This is a genomic window from Streptomyces sp. A18, from assembly GCF_059026065.1.
This window is the reverse complement of the sequence record NZ_JBWLKL010000006.1, coordinates 337,394-360,629: the sequence shown is the minus strand read 5'-3', so window position 1 is coordinate 360,629 and position 23,236 is coordinate 337,394. Positions and strand designations below refer to the sequence as shown.

Sequence of the window (23,236 nt, the reverse complement as noted above, 5' to 3'; positions counted from 1 at the left end):
GGCGGTCAGCGCACCGGCGACGACACCCGCTCGACCTTCTGGGTGCCGCTGAGGGTGCGGTACGAACGGACCCACGAGGACGTGGCCTTGGGGTCCTTGCGGTCGGACAGGACGTAGTAGTCCATCTGCGAGCGCTCGGCGGTGACGTCGAGGACGCCGTAGCCGTGTGAGTCCATGTCGAGCCACTTCACATGGCGGTTGGCCGCCTTCACCGCGCCCACCGCGACCAGCGAGAGGGTGTGCGGGGCGACGTGCAGCATGTCGTCCACGTTGTCGGAGGTCACGGACGTGACCACGAACTCCGTGGCCGCGGAGGACGATCCGGGGTATGTGGCGGCCCTGACCGGCACGTCGTTCGCCCAGGCCATGTGGATGTCCCCGGTGAGGAAGACCGTGTTCCGGACGGCCTTGTCGACCAGGTGGGAGATGAGCTCCTTGCGGTCGTCCGTGTAGCCGTCCCACTGGTCGCCGTTGACGGCGAGGCCCTCCTTGGGCAGGCCGAGCAACTCCGCGATGGGTTCGAGCAGATGGGCCGGTACGGAGCCGAAGGCGACCGGCGAGATCATCACCGAGGTGCCGACCAGCTTCCAGGAGGCGTCGGACGAGGCGAGCCCCGCCTTCAGCCAGTCGAGCTGGGCGCGTCCCGTGATCGTACGGCCTGGGTCGTCCACGTCACCGCTGCCGAATCCGGCCTGCTCGGAGCGGAAGGAGCGCAGGTCGAGCAGGTGCAGATCGGCCAGCTTGCCGAAGCGGAGGCGGCGGTAGACGGTGCCTTCGGTGGAGGGACGTACGGGCATCCACTCGAAGTACGCCTGCTTGGCGGCCGCCATGCGCTGTGCCCAGCCGCCCTCGGTCTCCGGGGAGTGGTTCACCGCGCCGCCCGACCAGGTGTTGTCGGCGAACTCGTGGTCGTCCCAGATCGCGATCAGGGGGTGCGTGGCGTGCATCGCCTGCGCGTCCGGGTCGGTCTTGTGGACGCCGTGCCGGGTGCGGTAGTCGGCGAGGCCGATGATCTCGTGCCGCGGCTCGTGCTGCCGTACTCCGTACTCGGCGGCCGGGTACTCGCCGCTCGGGTATTCGTAGATGTAGTCGCCGAGGTGCAGCACCGCGTCGAGTTCGGTGCGGGCCGCGAGATGGCGGTACGCGGAGAAGTAGCCGGCCTCCCAGTTGGCGCAGGACACCACGCCGAACCGGACGCCGGGGGAGGCCGCTTCGTGGGCGGGAGTGGTGCGGGTGCGGCCCACGGAGGAGTGCGTGTCACCCGCGGAGAAGCGGAAGTAATAGGTGGTGGCAGGGCTCAAGCCCCTTACGTCGGCCTTGACCGTGTGGTCGGCCGACGCCCGCGCGGTCGTGCTGCCGTGGCCGACGACCTGGGTGAAGCCCTTGTCCTTGGCTATCTGCCAACTCACCTCGGTGTCCGGCCCCTTGCCGGAACCCGGCGAGGCCTCGGGTACCGGCGTCACGCGGGTCCACAGCAGGACGCCGTCGGGCAGGGGGTCGCCGGATGCGACTCCGTGGTGGAACGCGGGCCCTTCGGCAGCGTGGGCGAGGGGAGCCGCGGAGAGCGGCGCGAGCGCCGCGGTGGCGGCAGCGGCCTTGACGACCGTACGGCGGCTCGGGGCCGGGGAGTTGAGCGGTCTGTGTGCGCTGTTTCGACTGGTCACGGGCGATTACCTTACTGATCAGTAATCGCCAAGAGCGGGCGAACCGTGAAACGTTCGCCCGCTCTTCCGCTACATGCCGCTCAGCGCGCGGCTTTCCAGGCCGGTGGCCGGTGGCCGGTGGCCGGTCAGCCCTTCAGCGCCGCGTCGATGGCCTTCTTGTAGTCCTCGACCGTCGAGGGAGCGTTCTTCTTGTCGGAGCCGGTCAGCTTCTTGCCGTCCATGACGAAGGAAGGCGTGCCGTCGACGCCGTCCTTGTTGTCGTCGAACTTCTTCGACATCTCCAGGGCCCAGCGGTCGAACGTGCCGTCCTTGACGTCCTTCGCGAAGGTCTTGCTCTTCTTGAGCTCCGGGACCTCGTTCGCGATCTTGGTCAGGTACGCGTCGTCCTTGAACTTGTCCTCCGTCTCGGAGGGGTGGTTCTCCTTGGAGAACAGCGCCTTCTTGTAGTCGAGGAAGGCCTGGTCGCTCACGTTCAGGGCGGCACCCATCGCGCTGAGCGCGTTCTTGGAGCCCTCACCCGTGAGGTTGCGGTCGAGGAACGAGGCGCCGATGAACTGGATCTTGTACTTGCCGTCCTCGACGTCCTTGTCGACCGTCGGGCCGACCGTCTGCTCGAAGCTGGCGCAGATCGGGCAGCGCGGGTCCTCGTAGACCTTGAGGGTCTTCTTGGCGCTGTCCTTGCCGATGACGACGGTCGTGCCGTCCGTGCCGGAGGAGTTCGCCGGCTTGACGAGCTTCTCGTCCGCGGCGGCTTCCCAGTGGCCGGGCTTGTTGGACTGCATGACGGCGTAGCCGATGCCGCCCGCGATCGCCAGGACCGCGACGACGGAGACGCCGACGATGATCGACCGCTTCCGCTTCTCCCGCTTGCGCTCGGCTTCCTGCTGGGCGCGGATCCGCTCGCGGGCCGCCGACTTGGCCGCCTGGCTGTTGCGCTTGCTCATGATGATGTTCTCCGTAGGGGTGACATGCGTGGGGACGGTGGTGCTCAGGCGAAGACGGCCGAGCACGGCGGTCCACGCCGTCCCACGAAGTGCACGAGAAGCCGCGAACGCGCGGCCCGCACCCGGCGCGCGGGCCGCGGGGCGCGGCGCACGGACCGCGGGCGGACCGTGACCGCTGCGACCGCGATGAGCAGCGGCCGGAAGGTGGAGGCGCCCACCGCGCGCAGGAGCTGGGCCAGGGCGCGCTCGCCGCGTCCCAGCCAGGCCGCCGCGACCAGACCGACCCCGATGTGCGCGCCGAGCAGCAGCCAGGCGGCGCCCGGATCGGCGTCGGCGAGCAGTACCGCGGCGCGGTGTCCCTCGCCGCCGGTCATCTGGGCCAGCGGTGTGCCGACGCTCGCGCCACCGCACAGCACGTCGAAGCCGACGGAGCGCAGCGGGCCCGCGACGGGACCGCCCGCCTGCCCGTAACAGACGTGCTGCCCCGTGGTGAACACCGTGTCGGCGGCCAGCTCCAGGGGGATCAGCAGGGCGGCGATGCGGCCGTAGCCGCGCTCGCGCCCCGCCAGGGCGTACGCGATGACGAAGACCGCCGCGGCGATCACGGCGACGGTGGTCAGCGGAAGCGGGGCGCGGGACAGCACGACGTGCGACGCGGCGGAGAGCGTCACGACGAGCGCCGTGAAGAGCGCCGCGCGCACGGCTCTGAGCTGGGTCCCGGATATGTCCATCGCGCAGTTGAGTGTGCCATGTGCTCCCATAAGGCAGCCCTAAAGGCTGCCTATGAGTTGCACGGCCTCGTCTTCGTGCCTACAGACCCGGAATCCGACCGTTACGGAACAGGTCGACGAAGATCTGGTGGTCCTTGCGGGCCCGCGCGCCGTAGTCGTGCGCGAAGTCCACGAGCAGGTCCCCGAAGCCCTCTTCGTCCGCCGCGATGGCGGCGTCGATGGCGCGCTCCGTGGAGAACGGCACCAGGTCCGAGTGGCCGCTCTCGTCGTCGGCGGCGGAGTGCATCGTGGCGGTCGCGCGGCCCAGGTCGGCGATGACCGCGGCGATCTCGTCCCAGTCGTCGATGTCCGACCAGTCCAGGTCCACGGCGTACGGAGAGACCTCGGCGACCAGTTGTCCCGCGCCGTCCAGCTCGGTCCAGCCCAGCCACGGGTCGGCGTGCGCCTGGAGCGCGCGCTGCGAGATGACCGTGCGGTGGCCCTCGTGCTGGAAGTAGTCACGGACCGCGCCGTCCGTGATGTGCCGCGAGACGGCCGGGGTCTGGGCCTGCTTGAGGTAGATCACGACGTCGTTCTCCAGGGCGTCGCTGTTGCCCTCCAGGAGGATGTTGTACGAGGGCAGGCCCGCCGAGCCGATGCCGATGCCGCGGCGTCCGACGACGTCCTTCACGCGGTACGAGTCGGGGCGGGTCAGGGAGGACTCGGGGAGCGTCTCCAGATAGCCGTCGAAGGCGGCGAGCACCTTGTAGCGCGTGGCCGCGTCGAGCTCGATGGAGCCGCCGCCCGGGGCGAAGCGGCGCTCGAAGTCGCGGATCTCCGTCATCGACTCCAGGAGCCCGAAGCGGGTCAGCGAGCGCGCGTCGCGCAGGGCGTCCAGGAGCGGGCCCTGAGCGGTGTCCAGGGTGAAGGGCGGGACCTCGTCGCTCTTGGCGCCGGTCGCCAGGTCGTGGATCCGCTCGCGGTACGCCGCCGCGTAGATCCGCACCAGGTCGGTGATCTGCTCGTCGCTGAGCGCCTTCGTGTACCCGATCAGGGCCACGGAGGCGGCGAAGCGCTTCAGGTCCCAGGTGAAGGGGCCGACGTACGCCTCGTCGAAGTCGTTCACGTTGAAGATCAGGCGGCCCTGGGAGTCCATGTACGTGCCGAAGTTCTCCGCGTGCAGGTCGCCGTGGATCCACACCCGGCCCGTGCGCTCGTCCAGGTACGGACCGCCATGCTGCTCGCGCTCCAGGTCCCCGTAGAAGAGGCAGGCCGTGCCGCGGTAGAACGCGAAGGCGGAGGCGGCCATCTTCCGGAACTTCACCCGGAACGCCGCGGGGTCCGCGGCGAGCAGCTCGCCGAACGCGGTGTCGAACACGGAGAGGATCTGCTCGCCGCGCTGCTCAGCGGTGGGCTGCGGGTCCGACATCGCGGGGTGCCTCCAGGTAACAGGTGGTGCCAGGTCGTGCATGACATTTGGGACAGGTGTTCCGACCTGTCCAACGCACGACGGTACCCCCGAGTGCCCGCCCGCCCGTCGCCCGACCACCGCCCCTCATCGAGGCGCTGCGCGCCACCATATTAGTCCTCGATGTCAGTGCTCCGGATTAGACTTCCACGCTGTCCCCCCAGACTGCCCGCAGTCCGTCGCCGCTAGTTTCCCGGAGGCCTCCCGCCGTGACCAAGCCGCCCTTTACGCACCTCCACGTCCACACCCAGTACTCGCTGCTGGACGGTGCCGCGCGGCTCAAGGACATGTTCAACGCGTGTAATGAGATGGGCATGACGCACGTCGCCATGTCCGACCACGGCAATCTGCACGGGGCGTACGACTTCTTCCACTCGGCACAGAAGGCGGGCGTCACGCCGATCATCGGCATCGAGGCGTATGTGGCCCCGGAGTCGCGCCGCAACAAGCGGAAGATCAAGTGGGGCCAGCCGCATCAGAAGCGTGACGACGTGTCCGGTTCGGGTGGTTACACCCACAAGACGATCTGGGCGTCGAACAGCACGGGTCTGCACAACCTCTTCCGCCTCTCCTCGGACGCGTACGCGGAGGGCTGGCTGCAGAAGTGGCCGCGCATGGACAAGGAGACGATCTCCCAGTGGTCGGAGGGCCTGATCGCCTCCACCGGCTGTCCTTCCGGAGAGCTCCAGACGCGGCTGCGGCTCGGTCAGTTCGATGAGGCGGTGAAGGCAGCCGCCGAGTACCAGGACATCTTCGGCAAGGACCGCTATTTCCTGGAGCTGATGGACCACGGCATCGACATCGAGCGCCGGGTCCGCGACGACCTGCTGCGGGTCGGCAAGAAGCTCGGCATCCCGCCGCTGGTGACGAACGACTCGCACTACACGTACGCGCACGAGTCCGTCGCGCACGACGCCCTGCTCTGCATCCAGACCGGCAAGAACCTCTCGGACCCCGACCGCTTCCGCTTCGACGGCACCGGCTACTACCTGAAGTCGACGGACGAGATGTACGCCATCGACTCCTCGGACGCCTGGCAGGAGGGCTGCGCCAACACCCTCCTGGTCGCCGAGCAGATCGACACCACCGGGATGTTCGAGAAGCGCGACCTCATGCCCAAGTTCGAGATCCCGGACGGGTTCACCGAGGTCACCTGGTTCCAGGAGGAGGTCCGGGTCGGCATGGGCCGCCGCTACCCCGGAGGTGTCCCCGAGGACCGGCAGAAGCAGGCCGAGTACGAGATGGACATCATCATCCAGATGGGGTTCCCGGGGTACTTCCTCGTGGTCGCCGACTTCATCATGTGGGCCAAGAACAACGGCATCGCGGTGGGTCCGGGCCGTGGCTCCGCGGCAGGATCGATCGTCGCGTACGCGATGGGCATCACCGACCTCGACCCGATCACGCACGGCCTGATCTTCGAGCGGTTCCTCAACCCCGAGCGCGTCTCCATGCCTGATGTCGACATCGACTTCGACGAGCGCAGGCGCGTCGAAGTGATCCGGTACGTGACCGAGAAGTACGGCGCCGACAAGGTCGCCATGATCGGCACGTACGGCAAGATCAAGGCGAAGAACGCCATCAAGGACTCCGCACGCGTGCTCGGATACCCGTACGCGATGGGCGACCGCCTCACCAAGGCCATGCCCGCCGACGTCCTCGGCAAGGGCATCGACCTCTCCGGCATCACGGACCCCAAGCACCCGCGCTACAGCGAGGCGGGCGAGATCCGGGGGATGTACGAGAACGAACCGGACGTGAAGAAGGTCATCGACACCGCGAAGGGTGTGGAGGGCCTGGTCCGGCAGATGGGCGTGCACGCGGCCGGCGTGATCATGTCCAGCGAGCCGATCGTGGACCACGCGCCGATCTGGGTGCGGCACACGGACGGCGTGACGATCACGCAGTGGGACTACCCCCAGTGCGAGTCGCTCGGCCTGCTCAAGATGGACTTCCTGGGGCTTCGAAACCTCACCATCATGGACGACGCCGTCAAGATGGTGCGGAACGACAAGGGCATCGACCTGGAGATGCTCTCGCTGCCGCTGGACGACCCGAAGACCTTCGAACTGCTCTGCCGCGGTGACACGCTCGGTGTCTTCCAGTTCGACGGTGGCCCGATGCGCTCGCTCCTCCGCCAGATGCAGCCCGACAACTTCGAGGACATTTCCGCCGTCTCGGCCCTCTACCGGCCGGGCCCGATGGGCATGAACTCGCACATCAACTACGCGGAGCGCAAGAACGGCCGCCAGGAGATCACGCCGATCCACCCGGAGCTCGAAGAGCCCCTGAAGGAGACGCTCGGCCTGACCTACGGCCTCATCGTGTACCAGGAGCAGGTGCAGAAGGCCGCGCAGATCATCGCCGGCTACTCGCTCGGCGAAGCCGACATCCTGCGCCGCGTGATGGGCAAGAAGAAGCCCGAGGAGTTGGAGAAGAACTTCGTCCTCTTCCAGGCGGGCGCCCGGAAGAACGGCTACTCGGACGCGGCGATCCAGGCCCTGTGGGACGTCCTGGTCCCCTTCGCCGGATACGCGTTCAACAAGGCGCACTCCTCCGCGTACGGCCTCGTCACGTACTGGACCGCCTACCTCAAGGCGAACTACCCCGCCGAGTACATGGCCGCGCTGCTCACCTCGGTGAAGGACGACAAGGACAAGTCGGCCATCTACCTCAACGAGTGCCGGCGCATGGGCATCAAGGTCCTGCCGCCCAACGTGAACGAGTCCGTGCACAACTTCGCCGCGCAGGGCGACGACGTGATCCTCTTCGGCCTGGAGGCCGTCCGGAACGTCGGCACGAACGTGGTCGAGTCGATCGTCCGCTCGCGCAAGGCCAAGGGGAAGTTCGCCTCCTTCCCGGACTACCTCGACAAGGTCGAGGCCGCCGCCTGCAACAAGCGGACCACGGAGTCGCTCATCAAGGCGGGCGCCTTCGACACCATGGGGCACACCCGCAAGGGCCTGACCGCGCAGTACGAGCCCATGATCGACAACGTGGTGCAGGTCAAGCGCAAGGAAGCGGAAGGGCAGTTCGACCTCTTCGGAGGGATGGGCGACGAGTCCGGCGGTGACGAACCGGGCTTCGGTCTCGACGTGGAGTTCTCCACCGACGAGTGGGAGAAGACGTATCTGCTCGCCCAGGAGCGGGAGATGCTCGGTCTGTACGTCTCCGACCACCCCCTCTTCGGCCTGGAGCACGTCCTGTCCGACAAGGCCGACGCGGGCATCGGGCAACTCACCGGCGGTGACTACTCGGACGGTTCGATCGTCACCATCGGCGGCATCATTTCCGGACTCCAGCGCAAGATGACCAAGCAGGGCAACGCCTGGGCGATCGCGACCGTCGAGGACCTCGCGGGCTCCATCGAGTGCATGTTCTTCCCGGCGACGTATCAGCTCGTCTCGACCCAACTCGTCGAGGACGCCGTGGTGTTCGTCAAGGGTCGCCTCGACAAGCGCGAGGACGTACCGCGCCTGGTCGCGATGGAGCTCCAGGTCCCCGACCTGTCGAACGCGGGCACCAACGCGCCCGTCCTGATCACCATCCCGACGGTGAAGGTGACCCCGCCGATGGTCAGCCGCCTCGGTGAGATCCTCAGCCACCACCGGGGCAACAGCGAGGTGCGGATCAAGCTCCAGGGCTCCCAGAAGACGACGGTGCTGCGGCTCGACCGTCACCGGGTACAACCGGATCCCGCCCTTTTCGGTGACCTGAAGGTGCTGCTGGGCCCGTCCTGTCTGGCCGGGTAAGCCACGGCGCCAAGCGCAGGGAAGGGGCGCACCCGGAAGTCTGTGCTTCCAGGGTGCGCCCCTTCGCGCATATACGCCTGCGGGGGCGTCAGTTGTGGCCGAAGCGACGCTGGTGCTTGCGGGCGACCTCGGCCGGGCTGCCCTGCGACTGCACGGAGTCCTGCATCCGCTGCTCGGCCTGCTCCGCAGAGGACTTGGCCTGCTCCTGCGCCTGCTCGGCGGCCGAAGCACGGTTCTGATCGCCGCCCTGCTTGCGGTTCTTGTTCTTGGCCATGGTGATCTTCCTCCTGAGGGGGATCTGGGGGCCAGGACGCGACCAGATTCACATATGGCGGCAAGCTGCGCATTTCAGAGAATTACCGTGCGTAATAGGCCCTGTCGGAGCCCGGTCGTGGCCCCGGTCGAAAGCGAAGTCGCGCTACGCCACGCCGAAGATCGAGTTCCGGCCGTTAACCTCCGCCGGGTCGGGCAGACTCGAAGGAAACCCGAAGCTTTACTTCCAGGGAATCTCCAGGGAAAGAGGGTGGATCGCGTGGACCGCTGCATCGTCCTGGTGGACGCCGGGTATCTGCTGGGTGCCGCCGCGAGTCTCCTCGCCGGCGAGCCGTCCCGCTCCCGGATCACCGTCGATCACACCGCCCTGATCCAGGGCATCCGTGAGCGCGCCGAATCCGACACCGAGCGCCCTCTGCTCCGGATCTACTGGTTCGACGGCGCCCCCGACCGCGTACCGCAGCCCGAGCACCGGAGGCTGCGGGTCATGCCGCGCGTGACGGTCCGGCTCGGCGCCCTGACCCGGAGCGACGGGCGGTGGGCCCAGAAGGGCGTGGACGCCGCCATGCACGCCGAGCTGACGGAGTTGGCCCGCAACCGCGCCTGCTCGGACATCGTGCTCGTCACCGGCGACGGAGACCTGCTGCCCGGCATGATGGCCGCCAAGGAGCACGGCGTCGCCGTCCACCTGTGGGCCGTGCAGGCCGCCGACGGGGACTACAACCAGTCCGAGGACCTCGTCGCCGAGGCCGACGAGCGCCGCGTCCTGGACCGGGCCTGGATCACCAAGGCCGTACGCCCCAAGGAGCTCACCGGCGTCTGCGCGCCCTCTCCCGTCCCGCGCCCGGAGATCGCCGCGATCCTCTCCGCGCCGCTGCCCGAGTCCGCGCTCGCGGCCAGCGCCCAGCGGGCGGCCGACGAGGCCGCCGGGGTGCACCCCGGCCAGCACGGCCAGCACGGCCAACACGGCCAGCACGCCGAGGCAGGGGCCGGGGCCAACGGAGACAGCGTCGGCACCCACCACCCGCCCGGCAAGGGCGTCCCCACCCCCAAGGACCTGGCCGCCCTGCGCGGCCCCGGCACCCAGGCCCCCGCCCCGCACCCCACCAACGCCACGCTGCGCTGGTCCTCCGACAAGGGCTGGGTCGAGCGCCCCGGCGGCGCCGCCGAGAGCGCGGAGGCCGCCGCCCTGCCGACGCTCGCCCAGCTGACGACGGCCGAGCAGCGCTGGGCCGACCGCGAGGAGGACATCACCACCGTCGGCGGTGATCCCTTCGAGGTCGGGCAGGTGTTCGCGCGCCGCTGGATGGCACGCCTGCCGGAACAGCACAACCTGCAGAAGCTCTCGACGATGTACCCGCGCATCCCGCACCGCGTCGACGGAGAGCTCCTGCGGTACGCGGCCCGCTTCGGTCTGCTCGCCCACAAGGACGACCAGATCGACGAGCACGACCGGTACGCGATCCGGGCGGGCTTCTGGCGCGAGATCGACGTCCACACGGCGGTCGAGCACGCGCCGGTGGGCGACCGTTCGGGCGAGTGACCGAACGGATTCGCGAACGAGTGACGGAACACGTCGGCAGACGTCCGCAGATGACTGATACGGGGCGTACGGGGCGCCCCGGGCGTCGCGGCGGGCACGCGACCCCGTACCCTCGTCCTTCGTGAGTACGCGCTCGGCACAGGCAGTCCGACAAGGGCTCCGACAGGGTCACGGCAGTGATGCCGTCTGCGCGGTGCGCGACCTCGTCAAGACGTATCCCGCCGCCCGTGGCAGGCGCGGCACGCCCGCGACGCCCGAGGTGCGCGCCACCGACGGCATCAGCCTGGAGGTCAGGCGCGGCGAGATCTTCGGCCTCCTCGGGCCCAACGGCGCAGGCAAGTCCACCCTCGTACGCCAGCTGACCGGCCTGATGCGGCCCGACAGCGGGAGCGTCGAGATCCTCGGGCACGACATCCTGCGCCACCCCGAGCGGGCCGCGCGGATCCTCGCGTACCTGGGGCAGGAGTCCACCGCGCTCGACGAGCTGACCGTCTCGCTCGCCGTCGAGACGACCGCGCGGCTGCGCGGCCTCGATCTGCGAGCGGCACGGGTCGAGCGGGACGCCGTACTCGAAGAACTCGCGCTCACCCCGCTCGCGTCGAGGCCCCTGAAGAAGCTCTCCGGCGGCCAGCGCAGGCTCGCCTGCTTCGCCACCGCCCTGGTGGGGGAGCGGCCGCTGCTCGTCCTCGACGAGCCGACGACCGGCATGGACCCCATCGCGCGGCGCGCCGTGTGGGGCGCCGTCGACCGGCGCAGGGCCGAGCGCGGCACGACGGTCCTGCTCGTCACGCACAACGTCATCGAGGCCGAGACGGTCCTGGACCGCGTCGCCGTCCTCGACCACGGCAAGGTCATCGCCTGCGACAGCCCGCTGGGGCTCAAGGAGCAGGTCGCGGGCGAGGTGCGGGTGGAGCTCGTCTGGCGGGAGCGGGCGCCGCTGGACGTCCCCGAAGTCGTGGCGCTTCGCTCGTCCGCGGTCGAGTCGGGACGCCGGTGGTCCCTGCGGCTCGCGCCCGACGAGGCTCGGGCTGCTGTCGCTGCGGTGACCGGCGGCGACGCCTTTGCCTCGCTGGACGATTTCACCTTGGCCACGCCGAGCCTGGAGGACGTGTATCTCGCCTTGGGCGGGAACGGGGAAGGGCTGGTGAAGGCGTGACCTTCGCCGGGCGGATGAACTGCAACAGGAGGGCCGTTCGGTGAGTGCCGTTCCCCTGGAAACCGCGGTGCGGGCCGACGACCGTCAGCGGGAGGACGATGCCGCCGAGCCTCTGGGGCCCCGCGCGCGGCTGTTTCCCGCGCTCGCGGCCGTCTACCGGGCGCAGCTGTCCCGGGCGCGGGTCGCGCGGATCCCGCTGCTCTTCGTGGCGACCTTCCAGTCCGTCGGGATCATGATCCTGATGCGGGGCGTCGTCGACGGCGGCGACGAGGCGCGGGCCGTCGTCGCCGGGTCCTCCGTGCTCGTCGTCGCGTTCGTCGCGCTCAACCTGCTCGCACAGTACTTCGGGCAGCTGCGGGCCGACGGCGGCCTCGACCACTACGCGACGCTGCCCGTGCCGCCCGCGTCGGTGGTCCTCGGCGCCGCGGCCGCCTACGCCTCCTTCACCGTGCCCGGCACCCTCGTCACCGCCGTCGTCGGGTGCGGACTCTTCGGGCTTCCGATGGCGAACCTGTGGGTACTCGTCGCGGTGATCCCGCTGGCCGGTGCCGCCCTCGCCGGACTCGGTGCCGCCCTCGGGCTGCTCGCGCCCCGGCCCGAACTGGCCACGCTGCTCGGTCAGTTGGGCATGTCGGCGGCGCTGCTGCTCGGCGTGCTCCCGGCCGAGCGGCTGCCCGGCTTCCTGCAGTACGCCCGTGACCTGCTGCCCTCCACGTACGGGGTCGAGGCTCTCGCCCGCACCTTCGGGCCGCACCCGGACTGGGCGGCCGTCGCCCTGGACCTCGCGGTCTGCGCCGGGGTCGGCGTCGCCTCGTTGGCGATCGCCACCTGGGCCTACCGCCGTGCTGCTGTGCGGTGAAGCGGTCCTCAGGCAGGACTGGCACCATGTGTGGGTGACTGCACCGTTGACGCCCTCCCAGCCGCCCCACGGCCAACCTTCGCACGACCCTTGGCAGCAAGCCGCTCAGCCGTCCGGAGCCGTTCCCCTGTCGGCGTACGAGGAGGACGGTCCCGGCATGAAGACCGAAGTGCGGCAGGCCGCTGTGATCGTGGTCGCGACGGCTGTCTGTGGCGTCCTGCTCGGCCTTCTGTGGATGTGGCTCGCGCCGCGGGTCCCGCTGGTGGCCGACAACGACGCGGTGTACCTCAAGGACACCGAGGGCGAGCAGGCGATCGGCGTCGACGGAACGTTCACTCTGCTCGCACTGGCCTTCGGCGCGGTCAGTGGCGCCGTCGTGTTCCTGCTGCGCAGGCGCGGCGGGATTCCGCTGGTCGTCGGCCTCACGGCCGGGGGACTGCTCGCCGCGGTGATCGGGTGGCGGCTCGGGATCTTCCTGGGGCCGGAGACCGACGTCGTCGCCCACGCGAAGTCCGTGGGCAAGGGTGTCGCCTTCGACGCGCCCCTGGAGCTCAACGCCAAGGGCTCGCTCCTGGCCTGGCCCGTGGCGGCCCTGCTGGTCCACCTCGGCCTGACCGCGCTCTTCGGGCCGCGGGACCCCGAGCCGTACCCCCTTCCCTACGGGGAACCCGGGCGGCCCGACGGCGGCTGACGTCAGGCGGGGCGCCTCCCGTGGTTCGCCTTGCCCTTGCGTACCCGCCATTTCCTCTTGCGCGTCTTCTTCGACATGAGGGTGGTACTAGTCGAGGCCGCGCCCCTCGTCGAGGGCCTATTCACGCCCGATCGGGGCCAGTACCGCGCCCGTGAGACGCGCCAGGTCGCCGGGGGCCAGTTCCACTTCCAGGCCCCTGCGGCCCGCCGACACACAGATCGTGGCGTGCGACGAGGCCGAGTCGTCCAGGACCGTGCGGAGCTTCTTGCGCTGGCCGAGCGGTGAGATGCCGCCCCGTACGTAACCCGTGGTGCGCTCGGCCGCCGCCGGGTCCGCCATCACCGCGCGCTTGCCGGAGACCGCCGAGGCCAGGGCCTTGAGGTTCAGGGTGCCCGCCACCGGGACCACGGCCACCGTCAGCTCGCCGTCGACCTCCGCGACCAGGGTCTTGAAGACCCGGTCAGGCGATACGCCCATGGCTTGCGCCGCCTCGTCGCCGTACGAAGGGTGCGCGGGGTCGTGCTCGTAGGCGTGCACCGTGTAGTCGGCGCCCGCCGCGGTGAGGGCGACCGTCGCCGGGGTGCCGCCCGTGCCCGACTGCTTCTGCTGTTTCTTCTGCTTTTTCGCCAAAGCGCACGCGCCCTACGTCAGTTGTGGCTCGTTCAGTTGCGGCCTGTTCAGTTGAGGCTCGTCGTGCCGCGCGTGAGGTCCGTCGCGGGCAACGACGGCAGATTACGGATGATCGCGGTCTCGGCGCGAAGGAGTTTCAGCTCCTCGTGCAGGCGCGACGCCGTGTCCGGAGCCTCCAGGAGCCGCTGCTTGGTGGGGGTGTCAAGGACGGCCGCGGCCGCGACCAGATACGACACCACGGACGGGTCGTCCGGCAGTTCGGCGCCCGTGGACAGGGACCGCTCGCGCGCCCCCGCGAGCCGCTTCTGGTACGAGCGGAACGCCCGCAGGACGCCCGCGGCCAGCGCGCCGGCCTCCTCGCCCGGATCCTCGGGCAGCTCCTCGACCTCCGCGGTCAAAAAGGCGCCCGACGCGTCGATCGAGTGCAGGCGCACGCGTGAGGTGCCGGTGGCGAGGACCTCGAAGCCGCCGTCGGCGCGCTCCCTGATCGTCGCCGCGTCCGCCACGCAGCCCACCGCGTGGAAGGCCTTGAGCGGGTCCTCGCCGAAGCCGGCGGTCGGTCCCTGCTCGGGCTGCGACGTGGGGTCCGGGAGGCCCGGAGAGCTCGGTGCCACCTCTTGGCCGTCGCGGATCGTGACGACCGCGAAGAGACGCTGCTCCTCGTCGGGAGTCTTGAGAAGGTCGCGCATCATGGCGCGATAACGCTCCTCGAACACGTTCAGCGGGAGCACGAGTCCCGGGAACAGCACCGAGTTGAGCGGAAAGAGCGGAAGCCGGACGGTGGTCACGAGCCTCAAGCCTAATGGTCGTCATGGTCGTCGGAGCGCGGGCGTCCGCCGCCGGTGCGCAGCGGGGTCCCGGAGGCCACCTCGATGCGTATGCCGTCGCGCAGTTCCAGGAATTGGCCGAGCGGGTCGTCGGCCATGCGGTCCCAGGGGAAGGACGTGGCGTGGGGCCCGATGAGGCGCAGTTGTTCGAGGGCGTCGCTCCATCGCTCCAGGCGTACGAGGACGTACGTGAGGAGGTTGCGGACCTCGGCGGGCCAGAGGTCCCCGGCCTCGTACTCCTGTGACGCGGTGATCCCGAGGTCGGCCGCGGCGTCCAGACGGTCGCGCGGCACGCTCCCCGAAGCGCTGGTGAGGTAGGCGAACGCGGCCCGCGCGGGCAGCGCCTGGATCAGCGAGCCGGGCAGCGTGTCCCGTGCGGCGCGCTCGGCGAAGTCGAAGCACTGCTGGTGCGAGCCGTACCAGGCGGCCGACAGGTACTGGAGCGCCGAGGCGTGGCAGCCGTAGTGGTGCGAGGAGCGGTGCACCGCCTCGGCCCAGAGTTCGTCGAAGACCGACTGCGGGGCGTGGGTGCCGCGCGCGTGGTCCAGGGCGATCCGCCACGGCACGGGGTCGCGCGGGTCGGCCTCGGCGGCAGCCGTGAGCAGGGGCGCGCTCTCGCGGAGCAGCTCGGCGCGGGCGGGCGACTCCCAGCCGCGGAGTACCGCGAGCTCGGCCTTGACGAGCAGCGCGTCCGGGTCGTGCGGCGCCGCGGACTGCCAGGCGTCGAACCACTCGGGGCGGGAGCGGGCGAAGGTGGCCAGGCGCGTCGTGTAGCGGTCGCGGTTCTCCCACTCGTTGCCCTCGCGGGTCATGGCGAGCAGCTTGGCCGCGGGGTCGTAGTCGCCCCGGCCGGCGGCGACGAGCGCGGGGCCGAGCCGGTCGTCGGGCGCGTCGAGGAGCACCTCGTCGTCGGGGGTCAGGCCGGCGGCCAGGAGCGGGGTGTTTCTCACCATGCGGGCGGTGCGGATCAGGGCGCGCAGGAATGCCATCGTGAGGTCATTGAAAACCGCAGGTCGGGGCAGTACCAGGGGGTGGGTGGTGACGCTTTCGCATCGGTCGTTCGGTTGCCTCGAGCCTGGTCAAGGGAGGGTAAAATCTCTGCCCCCGGTGGCCACGTGAGGCCGCTCAGTTCCTCCGCAGCAGTCTCGTCGCCCCCGCGGCGACCGTCGTCGCGAGCACCCAGCCGAGCAGGATCAGGATGGCCGCGAACCACTGCCAGCCGCCGCGCAGTTGCCAGTAGCTGTCCTGGCCGAGGTTGATGACCGGGAGCAGCAGGTCGAGGGCGAAGAGCGCGGGGTTCCAGTTCGGGTGCTCGCCCGGTTTGATCGCCGGATGGTCGGCGTGCGAGAAGGCGTACGCGCTCACCGCCCACAGCACCGCCATCCACAGCGCGGCCCGGCCCGGCCGGTAGCCGTACGCCACCGTCCAGTCCTGGGCGAAGCCCCAGAGCTTCGCCGCGAGCGGCAGGGTCTCGCGGCGTCGGCGCTGCTTGGCGAGCAGGACCTCGCGGGCGTCGGCGTCCTCGCCGCTGTCGCGCAGGACGGTCGCCAGCTTCTCGTACGGCTCGGGGCTGTACTCGGCGGTCGCCGCCGCCACCCAGCTCAGCCGCCGGGAGAGCGGGAAGCTGCCCTGCGGCACGAGGCTCTCGTAGCTGAAGCCGCCCATCTGGAGGCCGCCGGGCCCCGGCCAGCTGGTCGACTTGTCGATGAGGGTGACGACTTTGGCGCCGGACAGGATGATCTTGCCGCGTTGTGGGGCTTCGCCGAGGAAGCGCAGCTCGGGGGTCTGGACGCGGCGCAGCGACACCTCCTGGTCGTTCTCCAGGGTGAAGCGGGCCTGGGCCAGGTCGACGGCGTCGCCGAAGCGGCCGTCGTCGAGGCGGATGCCGCCCTGGCACTCGAAGCGCTGGACGCGGGTGCCGCGTGGGGGAGTGGTGCCGCTGGTCATGGGGGGATCGCCGAGTGCGGCGGGTGTCATGTAGAGGGTGCGTTCCACGGTCATCTGTGGGGCGTTGAGGGCGCGCTGGCCGTAGGGGTTGGCGAGTTTGCTGCCGCGCAGGCTGAAGGAGACGCCGACCTTCGCGCCGCGCAGGCTGAGCTGGCCGTGGGATTCCATCATCTCGGCCTGGAGGTCCTGCCCGACCGAGAGCCCGTCGCCCATGATCGAGTTGCCGCGCCGGTCGCGGTAGACCACGGCCTGGTTGATCAGCAGGTCGGTGCCGATCTGGGCGTCGGTGAGCCGCATGCCGTTGTGGATGCGGCAGCGCGGCAGATGCAGGTCGCCCTCGGTGTGCACGCGGGCCGCCTCCACGCGCGGGATCGAGCAGTTGACCAGGCGCAGGGTGGTGAACTTGGCCTCCGGGACGAGGACTTCCTTCTCGAAGCGGCAGTGCTTCATCTCGGCGTAGGGCAGGATCTCGCCGCCCGCCAGATCGAGTACGTCCGTGATCTGCAGGCCCGAGAGCTTCAGCGACGAGACCCGCCCCGAGAGCGCGGGCGGGCCCTCCAGGAGAAGCCAGCACACGATGCGCGCCCGCACGCTGCGTTCGGGACCCCAGGGGTGGCCGCCGTGCGGATCGTCCGCCATGGCGTCGCCCGACCGGAGGTCGTAGACGCTGCCGTTGCGGAAGGCCTGCCACATGCCGATCTCGGCTGCGGTCAGTCCGTCCGGCGGGTCACCGGTGCCGGTGTCGTCGACCACTGCTGTTGTCCTCCCCGTACTGCTGCGGCTGCTGCGACTACTGCGATGTTCTGGCGCTCGTACACCTGTTCATGCCCGCTCAGTGACGGGCTGAACGCTAGTGGTGAACGTGGTCTTCCGGGATCTATATCAGCCAGTGATACGGACGTCCGGACCGGAATCCGGGTCTGAGAGAATTGGGCCTGTGATCTCCCGAATCGATCTGCGCGGCGACGCCCTCCCCGAGGGCCCCGCCCTGCGCGCCCTGCTGCCCCGTGCCGACTTCGACGTCGCGGCCGCCCTGGAGAAGGTGCGGCCCATCTGCGAGGACGTGCATCATCGTGGCGACGCGGCGCTGGTCGAATACGCGGAGAAGTTCGACGGGGTACGCCTTACGCAGGTCCGCGTCCCCGCGACCGCCATCGCCGACGCCCTGACCGGCCTCGACCCGCTCGTGCGCGAGGCGCTCGAGGAGTCGATCCGCCGTGCCCGCATCGTCCACCGCGAGCAGCGCCGCGCCCCGCACACCACCCAGGTCGTGCCCGGCGGCACGGTCACCGAGAAGTGGGTGCCGGTCGAGCGCGTCGGGCTCTACGCGCCCGGTGGCCGCTCGGTCTACCCGTCCTCCGTGATCATGAACGCGGTCCCGGCGCAGGAGGCCGGCGTCGAGTCGATGGCGCTCGCGTCCCCGCCGCAGGCCGACTTCGACGGCCTTCCGCACCCGACGATCCTCGCCGCCTGCGCCCTCCTCGGCATCGACGAGGTGTACGCGGTGGGCGGAGCCCAGGCCGTCGCCATGTTCGCGTACGGCACCGAGACCTGCGCCCCGGCCAACATGGTCACCGGGCCCGGCAACATCTGGGTCGCCGCCGCCAAGCGTTACTTCACCGGGCGCATCGGCATCGACACCGAAGCCGGGCCGACGGAGATCGCGGTCCTCGCGGACGACACCGCCGACGCCGTGCACGTCGCGTCCGACCTGATCAGCCAGGCCGAGCACGATCCGCTCGCCGCCGCCGTCCTGGTCACCGACTCCGTGGCCCTGGCCGACGCGGTCGCCAAGGAGCTGGAGCCGCAGGTCGCGGCCACCAAGCACGTCGAGGACCGGATCGCCCCCGCCCTGGCGGGCAGGCAGTCCGCGATCGTCCTGGTCGACGGCCTGGATGAGGGCCTGCGTGTCGTGGACGCGTACGGCGCCGAGCACCTGGAGATCCAGACCGCGGACGCCGCCGCCGTCGCGGAGCGGGTCAAGAACGCGGGCGCGATCTTCGTCGGCCCCTGGGCCCCCGTCTCGCTGGGCGACTACTGCGCGGGCTCCAACCACGTCCTGCCGACCGGCGGCTGCGCCTGCCACTCCTCGGGGCTCAGCGTCCAGTCGTTCCTGCGCGGCATCCACATCGTCGACTACACCCGCGACGCGCTCGCCGATGTGGCCCAGCACGTGGTGACGCTCGCCGAGGCCGAGGACCTGCCGGCGCACGGGGCCGCGATCAAGGCGCGGTTCGGATGGAAGGTGCCGGAGAACAAGTGACGAACATCGACGACCTCCCCGTACGCGACGAACTGCGCGGCAAGTCCCCCTACGGCGCCCCCCAGCTCGACGTACCCGTACGCCTGAACACGAACGAGAACCCCTACCCGCTCCCCGAGCCGCTCGTCGAGCGCATCGCCGAGCGCGTGCGCGAGGCGGCCCGCGACCTCAACCGCTATCCCGACCGCGACGCGGTCGAGCTGCGCACCGAGCTCGCGCGCTACCTCACGAACACCGGCGGCCACGAGGTCACCCTCGCCAACGTGTGGGCGGCCAACGGCTCGAACGAAGTCATCCAGCAGCTCCTGCAGACCTTCGGCGGGCCCGGCCGCACCGCCATCGGCTTCGAGCCCTCGTACTCGATGCACGGCCTCATCGCGCGCGGCACCGGCACCGGCTGGATCTCGGGCCCCCGCACGGACGACTTCACGATCGACGTCGAAGTGGCGACGAAGGCCATCGCCGAGAACCAGCCCGACGTCGTCTTCATCACCACGCCCAACAACCCCACGGGCAACGCCGTCTCGGCCGACACGGTCCTCGCGCTCTACGAAGCCGCGCAGGCCGCCAAGCCGTCGATGGTGGTCGTGGACGAGGCGTACGTCGAATTCAGCCACGGCGACTCGCTGCTCCCGCTGCTCGCGGGGCGGCCGAACCTCGTCATCTCGCGCACCATGTCGAAGGCCTTCGGAGCGGCCGGGCTCCGCCTCGGCTACCTCGCCGCCGACCCGGCGGTCGTCGACGCGGTGCAGCTCGTACGCCTGCCGTACCACCTGTCGGCCGTCACCCAGGCCACCGCGCTCGCCGCCCTGGAGCACACCGACACGCTCCTGAAGTACGTCGAGCAGCTGAAGCAGGAGCGCGACCGGCTGGTGAGCGAGCTGCGGGCGATCGGCTATGAAGTGACCGACTCGGACGCCAATTTCGTGCAGTTCGGGCGGTTCGAGGGCGAAGGGGCCGCCCACGCCGTCTGGCGGCGGATCCTCGACCGGGGCGTCCTGGTCCGGGACAACGGAGTGCCCGGCTGGCTGCGCGTCAGCGCCGGAACCCCCGAAGAGAACGACGCGTTCCTCGATGCGGTACGCGAACTGAAGAAGGAGCAGCAGGCATGAGCCGGGTTGGACGGGTCGAACGGACCACGAAGGAGACGTCGGTCCTCGTCGAGATCGATCTCGACGGCACCGGCAAGGTCGAGGTGTCGACGGGTGTCGGCTTCTACGACCACATGCTCGACCAGCTCGGCCGCCACGGCCTCTTCGACCTCACGGTCAAGACCGAGGGCGACCTGCACATCGACACGCACCACACCATCGAGGACACCGCCCTCGCCCTGGGCGCCGCCTTCAAGCAGGCGCTCGGCGACAAGGTCGGCATCTACCGCTTCGGCAACTGCACGGTCCCGCTCGACGAGTCGCTCGCCCAGGTGACCGTCGACCTGAGCGGCCGCCCCTACCTCGTGCACACCGAGCCCGAGACCATGGCGCCGATGATCGGCACGTACGACACGACGATGACCCGGCACATCCTGGAGTCCTTCGTCGCGCAGGCCCAGATCGCCCTGCACGTGCACGTGCCCTACGGCCGCAACGCCCACCACATCGTGGAGTGCCAGTTCAAGGCCCTGGCCCGCGCGCTGCGCTACGCATCGGAGCGCGACCCGCGTGCCGTCGGGATCCTCCCCTCCACGAAGGGCGCGCTGTAAAGCCATGACCGGTCTCAACACCATCCTGATCGTCGTCGGTCTCTTCCTGATCGGCGGCATCATCTCCTTCGTCAAGCAGGGGATGCCCAAGAGCCTGATCACGCTGCTCTCCATCGGCGCGGCCATGTGCCTGGTCGCGGGGATCATGCGGCTCGACTACTGGAACTGAGGGGAGCTGATCCACGTATGACCGCTCCCAAGAAGGTCGTCGTCTTCGACTACGGCTTCGGGAACGTCCGTTCCGCCGAGCGCGCCCTCGCGCGCGCGGGCGCGGAGGTCGAGATCACCCGTGACTATGAAACGGCCATGAACGCCGACGGCCTCCTCGTCCCCGGCGTCGGCGCCTTCGCCGCCTGCATGCAGGGGCTCAGGGAGGCGCGCGGCGACTGGATCGTGGGCCGCAGGCTCGCGGGCGGCCGTCCCGTGATGGGCATCTGCGTCGGCATGCAGATCCTCTTCGCGCGCGGCATCGAGCACGACGTGGAGGCCGAGGGCCTCGACGAGTGGCCCGGCACCGTCGAGCCGCTCAAGGCCGACATCGTCCCGCACATGGGCTGGAACACGGTCCAGGCGCCGGAGGGCTCCGAACTGTTCGCGGGCCTCGACGCCGAAGCCCGCTACTACTTCGTGCACTCGTACGCCGTGCACCACTGGGACTTCGAGGCGGGCAACCCCTCCTTCCGCGCGCCCAAGGTCGCCTGGACCACGCACGGCGAGCCCTTCGTGGCCACCGTCGAGAACGGCGCGCTGTGGGCCACGCAGTTCCACCCCGAGAAGTCCGGCGACGCCGGCGCCCAGCTCCTCACCAACTGGATCGGAACCCTCTAGGGATGTCAGGGATTTCTGTGAGCAAGCTCGAACTCCTCCCCGCCGTCGACGTCCGCGACGGCCAGGCCGTACGCCTCGTCCACGGCGAGTCCGGATCGGAGACCTCCTACGGCTCCCCCCTTGAGGCCGCCCTCTCCTGGCAGCGGTCGGGCGCCGAGTGGCTGCACCTCGTCGACCTGGACGCCGCGTTCGGCACCGGCGACAACCGCGCGCTGATCTCCGAGGTCACCGCGGCCATGGACATCAAGGTCGAACTGTCCGGCGGCATCCGCGACGACGACACGCTCGCCGCGGCCCTCGCCACCGGCTGCACCCGCGTGAACCTCGGCACCGCCGCCCTGGAGACCCCGGACTGGGTCGCCAAGGTCATCGCCGAGCACGGCGACAAGATCGCGGTGGGCCTCGACGTACGCGGCACGACGCTGCGCGGCCGCGGCTGGACCCGCGACGGCGGCGACCTCTACGAGACCCTGGAGCGCCTCAACTCCGAGGGCTGCGCCCGCTACGTCGTCACCGACATCGCCAAGGACGGCACGCTGCAGGGCCCGAATCTGGAGCTCCTGCGCAACGTCTGCGCGGCGACGGACCGCCCGGTGGTCGCGTCCGGCGGGGTTTCGTCCCTGGACGACCTGCGGGCGATCGCCGAGCTCGTCCCGCAGGGCGTCGAGGGCGCGATCGTCGGCAAGGCGCTCTACGCGAAGGCCTTCACGCTCGAAGAGGCCCTCGCCGCGGTGGCGTCGTCATGAGTGACAACGGGGGCGTCGTCCGCAGGGTGAGCTCGGGCGGACCCTGGGAGGAGGCCATCGGCTACTCCCGCGCCGTCGAGCTGCCGAACGGCCTTGTCCTGGTGTCGGGTTGTACGTCGGTGGTGAACGGCGTCATAGACGCCGGGACCCCCTACGAACAGGCGGCCAACGCCTTCCACACCGCCGTCGAGGCGCTGAAGCAGCTGGGCCTCGGCCGCGAGCACGTCGTACGCACCCGCATGTACCTGACCCACGCGCGGGACGTGGAAGAGGTCGGCCGGGCCCACAAGGAGCTGTTCGACGACGTCCGCCCCGCGGCGTCGATGATCATCGTCTCCGGTTTCATCGACCCGAGTCTGGTGGTCGAGGTCGAGGTGGAGGCGTACCGCCCACGGGCAGGTGAGACGGAATGACTCTCTCCGTACGCGTGATCCCCTGCCTGGACGTGGACAACGGCCGGGTCGTCAAGGGCGTCAACTTCCAGAACCTGCGCGACGCGGGCGACCCCGTCGAGATGGCCAAGGTGTACGACGCCGAGGGCGCCGACGAGCTCACCTTCCTGGACATCACCGCGTCCTCGGGCAACCGCGAGACGACGTACGACGTGGTCCGCCGCACCGCCGAGCAGGTCTTCATCCCGCTCACGGTGGGTGGCGGGGTCCGCACGGCCGAGGACGTCGACAAGCTGCTGCGCGCGGGCGCGGACAAGGTGGGCGTGAACACGGCCGCCATCGCACGGCCGGAACTGATCCGCGAGATCGCGGAGCGGTTCGGGCGCCAGGTGCTCGTCCTCTCGGTCGACGCGCGGCGCACCGCGTCCGGGTCCTTCGAGGTCACGACCCACGGCGGCCGCAAGTCCGCCGGGATCGACGCCGTCGAATGGGCGCACCAGGCCGCCGAGTTGGGCGCGGGCGAGATCCTGCTCAACTCGATGGACGCGGACGGCACGAAGGACGGCTACGACATCGAGATGATCGCGGCGGTACGCCGTCACGTCACCGTCCCGGTGATCGCGTCCGGCGGCGCGGGCCGCCTGGACCACTTCCCGCCCGCGATCGCGGCGGGCGCGGACGCGGTGCTCGCGGCGTCGGTCTTCCACTTCGGGGATCTGCGGATCGGCGAGGTGAAGGACGAGCTTCGGGGGGCGGGACACCCCGTCCGCTGAGGCGGTCTTTCTGCGTAGGCCCTGGTCACTGGGTGGCCAGGGCTTATTGCCGCCGAGATGCGAAGGGA

General features: G+C 70.1%; 23 protein-coding genes. 13 read left to right on the top strand and 10 right to left on the bottom strand.

What is annotated here, in order from left to right; all coding sequences use genetic code 11:
* Positions 1-5 precede the first annotated feature (5 nt).
* From AC5P1C_RS13610 to AC5P1C_RS13595, 4 genes are all read right to left on the bottom strand, one after another.
* Entirely contained in the window at positions 6-1,664 is a 1,659-nt protein-coding gene (locus tag AC5P1C_RS13610; RefSeq protein WP_493866019.1) for an alkaline phosphatase D family protein, read from the bottom strand.
* 125 nt (positions 1,665-1,789) lie between these two features.
* The gene (locus tag AC5P1C_RS13605; RefSeq protein WP_493866018.1) at positions 1,790-2,608 is read right to left on the bottom strand and encodes a thioredoxin domain-containing protein; all 819 of its coding nucleotides are present in this window, start codon (positions 2,606-2,608) and stop codon (positions 1,790-1,792) included.
* Positions 2,609-2,652: 44 nt separating this feature from the next.
* A complete protein-coding gene (locus AC5P1C_RS13600; RefSeq protein ID WP_493866017.1) occupies positions 2,653-3,339 on the bottom strand; it encodes a hypothetical protein in 687 nt (228 codons plus the stop codon).
* 79 nt (positions 3,340-3,418) lie between these two features.
* Complete coding sequence (locus AC5P1C_RS13595; RefSeq protein ID WP_493866016.1) at positions 3,419-4,747, bottom strand: DUF2252 domain-containing protein; 1,329 nt, start codon at positions 4,745-4,747, stop codon at positions 3,419-3,421.
* Positions 4,748-4,995: 248 nt separating this feature from the next.
* On the opposite strand from AC5P1C_RS13595, the gene dnaE reads away from it, so the two are divergent.
* Positions 4,996-8,538, top strand: coding sequence for a DNA polymerase III subunit alpha (gene dnaE, locus AC5P1C_RS13590; RefSeq protein WP_493866015.1), 3,543 nt, complete (start codon positions 4,996-4,998; stop codon positions 8,536-8,538).
* Between the two features lie 88 nt (positions 8,539-8,626).
* Here dnaE and AC5P1C_RS13585 read toward each other — a convergent pair whose 3' ends face one another.
* Positions 8,627-8,812: a hypothetical protein gene (locus AC5P1C_RS13585; RefSeq protein WP_493866014.1), complete on the bottom strand. Its 186-nt coding sequence runs from the start codon at positions 8,810-8,812 to the stop codon at positions 8,627-8,629.
* 258 nt (positions 8,813-9,070) lie between these two features.
* Between AC5P1C_RS13585 and AC5P1C_RS13580 the strand changes: the two genes are divergently transcribed.
* From AC5P1C_RS13580 to AC5P1C_RS13565, 4 genes are all read left to right on the top strand, one after another.
* Positions 9,071-10,354: an NYN domain-containing protein gene (locus tag AC5P1C_RS13580; protein WP_493866013.1), complete on the top strand. Its 1,284-nt coding sequence runs from the start codon at positions 9,071-9,073 to the stop codon at positions 10,352-10,354.
* A 121-nt stretch (positions 10,355-10,475) separates the two neighbouring features.
* On the top strand, positions 10,476-11,510 hold the full coding sequence (locus AC5P1C_RS13575; RefSeq protein ID WP_493866012.1) for an ABC transporter ATP-binding protein: 1,035 nt from the start codon (positions 10,476-10,478) through the stop codon (positions 11,508-11,510).
* 40 nt (positions 11,511-11,550) lie between these two features.
* Positions 11,551-12,369: an ABC transporter permease gene (locus AC5P1C_RS13570; RefSeq protein ID WP_493866011.1), complete on the top strand. Its 819-nt coding sequence runs from the start codon at positions 11,551-11,553 to the stop codon at positions 12,367-12,369.
* 34 nt (positions 12,370-12,403) lie between these two features.
* Positions 12,404-13,060: a DUF2567 domain-containing protein gene (locus AC5P1C_RS13565; RefSeq protein WP_493866010.1), complete on the top strand. Its 657-nt coding sequence runs from the start codon at positions 12,404-12,406 to the stop codon at positions 13,058-13,060.
* Positions 13,061-13,062: 2 nt separating this feature from the next.
* Here the strand turns inward: AC5P1C_RS13565 and AC5P1C_RS13560 are convergent, their stop codons facing one another.
* The 5 genes from AC5P1C_RS13560 to AC5P1C_RS13540 all read right to left on the bottom strand — a co-directional run bounded on the left by AC5P1C_RS13560 (position 13,063) and on the right by AC5P1C_RS13540 (position 17,157).
* Positions 13,063-13,137 carry a hypothetical protein gene (locus AC5P1C_RS13560; RefSeq protein WP_467690357.1) on the bottom strand — a complete coding sequence of 25 codons (75 nt, stop codon included), beginning with the start codon at positions 13,135-13,137 and terminating at the stop codon, positions 13,063-13,065.
* A gap of 40 nt (positions 13,138-13,177) precedes the next feature.
* On the bottom strand, positions 13,178-13,690 hold the full coding sequence (gene ybaK / locus AC5P1C_RS13555) for a Cys-tRNA(Pro) deacylase (RefSeq protein ID WP_493866009.1): 513 nt from the start codon (positions 13,688-13,690) through the stop codon (positions 13,178-13,180).
* 47 nt (positions 13,691-13,737) lie between these two features.
* Positions 13,738-14,478 carry an LON peptidase substrate-binding domain-containing protein gene (locus AC5P1C_RS13550; RefSeq protein WP_493866008.1) on the bottom strand — a complete coding sequence of 247 codons (741 nt, stop codon included), beginning with the start codon at positions 14,476-14,478 and terminating at the stop codon, positions 13,738-13,740.
* An 11-nt stretch (positions 14,479-14,489) separates the two neighbouring features.
* Entirely contained in the window at positions 14,490-15,506 is a 1,017-nt protein-coding gene (locus AC5P1C_RS13545; RefSeq protein ID WP_493866007.1) for a hypothetical protein, read from the bottom strand.
* Between the two features lie 136 nt (positions 15,507-15,642).
* Positions 15,643-17,157, bottom strand: coding sequence for an oxidoreductase (locus AC5P1C_RS13540; RefSeq protein ID WP_493866068.1), 1,515 nt, complete (start codon positions 17,155-17,157; stop codon positions 15,643-15,645).
* Between the two features lie 244 nt (positions 17,158-17,401).
* On the opposite strand from AC5P1C_RS13540, the gene hisD reads away from it, so the two are divergent.
* Genes hisD through hisF form a run of 8 tightly spaced genes read left to right on the top strand, consistent with a single transcriptional unit; the run spans position 17,402 to position 23,168 of the window.
* The gene (gene hisD / locus AC5P1C_RS13535) at positions 17,402-18,727 is read left to right on the top strand and encodes a histidinol dehydrogenase (protein WP_493866006.1); all 1,326 of its coding nucleotides are present in this window, start codon (positions 17,402-17,404) and stop codon (positions 18,725-18,727) included.
* Positions 18,724-19,839: a histidinol-phosphate transaminase gene (locus AC5P1C_RS13530; RefSeq protein WP_493866005.1), complete on the top strand. Its 1,116-nt coding sequence runs from the start codon at positions 18,724-18,726 to the stop codon at positions 19,837-19,839. Before hisD ends, AC5P1C_RS13530 begins: the two co-directional genes overlap by 4 nt.
* Positions 19,836-20,429, top strand: coding sequence for an imidazoleglycerol-phosphate dehydratase HisB (gene hisB / locus AC5P1C_RS13525; protein WP_361045394.1), 594 nt, complete (start codon positions 19,836-19,838; stop codon positions 20,427-20,429). Before AC5P1C_RS13530 ends, hisB begins: the two co-directional genes overlap by 4 nt.
* Before the next feature lie 4 nt (positions 20,430-20,433).
* Positions 20,434-20,598, top strand: coding sequence for a hypothetical protein (locus AC5P1C_RS13520; RefSeq protein WP_249590466.1), 165 nt, complete (start codon positions 20,434-20,436; stop codon positions 20,596-20,598).
* A 17-nt stretch (positions 20,599-20,615) separates the two neighbouring features.
* Positions 20,616-21,257 carry an imidazole glycerol phosphate synthase subunit HisH gene (gene hisH / locus AC5P1C_RS13515; RefSeq protein ID WP_493866004.1) on the top strand — a complete coding sequence of 214 codons (642 nt, stop codon included), beginning with the start codon at positions 20,616-20,618 and terminating at the stop codon, positions 21,255-21,257.
* Positions 21,258-21,274: 17 nt separating this feature from the next.
* Entirely contained in the window at positions 21,275-22,003 is a 729-nt protein-coding gene (priA, locus tag AC5P1C_RS13510; protein WP_493866067.1) for a bifunctional 1-(5-phosphoribosyl)-5-((5-phosphoribosylamino)methylideneamino)imidazole-4-carboxamide isomerase/phosphoribosylanthranilate isomerase PriA, read from the top strand.
* A complete protein-coding gene (locus AC5P1C_RS13505; RefSeq protein ID WP_493866003.1) occupies positions 22,000-22,416 on the top strand; it encodes a RidA family protein in 417 nt (138 codons plus the stop codon). The genes priA and AC5P1C_RS13505 overlap by 4 nt, the downstream gene beginning before the upstream one ends.
* Positions 22,413-23,168 carry an imidazole glycerol phosphate synthase subunit HisF gene (gene hisF / locus AC5P1C_RS13500; protein ID WP_493866002.1) on the top strand — a complete coding sequence of 252 codons (756 nt, stop codon included), beginning with the start codon at positions 22,413-22,415 and terminating at the stop codon, positions 23,166-23,168. Before AC5P1C_RS13505 ends, hisF begins: the two co-directional genes overlap by 4 nt.
* Positions 23,169-23,236: the final 68 nt, after the last annotated feature.

What these genes read in the sequence shown, in the direction of transcription:
- AC5P1C_RS13605 (WP_493866018.1), bottom strand. Translation starts at nt 2,608, where the DNA reads ATGAGCAAGCGCAACAGCCAGGCGGCCAAGTCGGCGGCCCGCGAGCGG.
- AC5P1C_RS13600 (WP_493866017.1), bottom strand. Translation starts at nt 3,339, where the DNA reads ATGGACATATCCGGGACCCAGCTCAGAGCCGTGCGCGCGGCGCTCTTC.
- AC5P1C_RS13595 (WP_493866016.1), bottom strand. Translation starts at nt 4,747, where the DNA reads ATGTCGGACCCGCAGCCCACCGCTGAGCAGCGCGGCGAGCAGATCCTC.
- AC5P1C_RS13585 (WP_493866014.1), bottom strand. Translation starts at nt 8,812, where the DNA reads ATGGCCAAGAACAAGAACCGCAAGCAGGGCGGCGATCAGAACCGTGCT.
- AC5P1C_RS13545 (WP_493866007.1), bottom strand. Translation starts at nt 15,506, where the DNA reads ATGGCATTCCTGCGCGCCCTGATCCGCACCGCCCGCATGGTGAGAAAC.
- AC5P1C_RS13540 (WP_493866068.1), bottom strand. Translation starts at nt 17,157, where the DNA reads ATGTGGCAGGCCTTCCGCAACGGCAGCGTCTACGACCTCCGGTCGGGC.
- hisB (WP_361045394.1), top strand. Translation starts at nt 19,836, where the DNA reads ATGAGCCGGGTTGGACGGGTCGAACGGACCACGAAGGAGACGTCGGTC.
- AC5P1C_RS13520 (WP_249590466.1), top strand. Translation starts at nt 20,434, where the DNA reads ATGACCGGTCTCAACACCATCCTGATCGTCGTCGGTCTCTTCCTGATC.
- hisH (WP_493866004.1), top strand. Translation starts at nt 20,616, where the DNA reads ATGACCGCTCCCAAGAAGGTCGTCGTCTTCGACTACGGCTTCGGGAAC.
- AC5P1C_RS13505 (WP_493866003.1), top strand. Translation starts at nt 22,000, where the DNA reads ATGAGTGACAACGGGGGCGTCGTCCGCAGGGTGAGCTCGGGCGGACCC.
- hisF (WP_493866002.1), top strand. Translation starts at nt 22,413, where the DNA reads ATGACTCTCTCCGTACGCGTGATCCCCTGCCTGGACGTGGACAACGGC.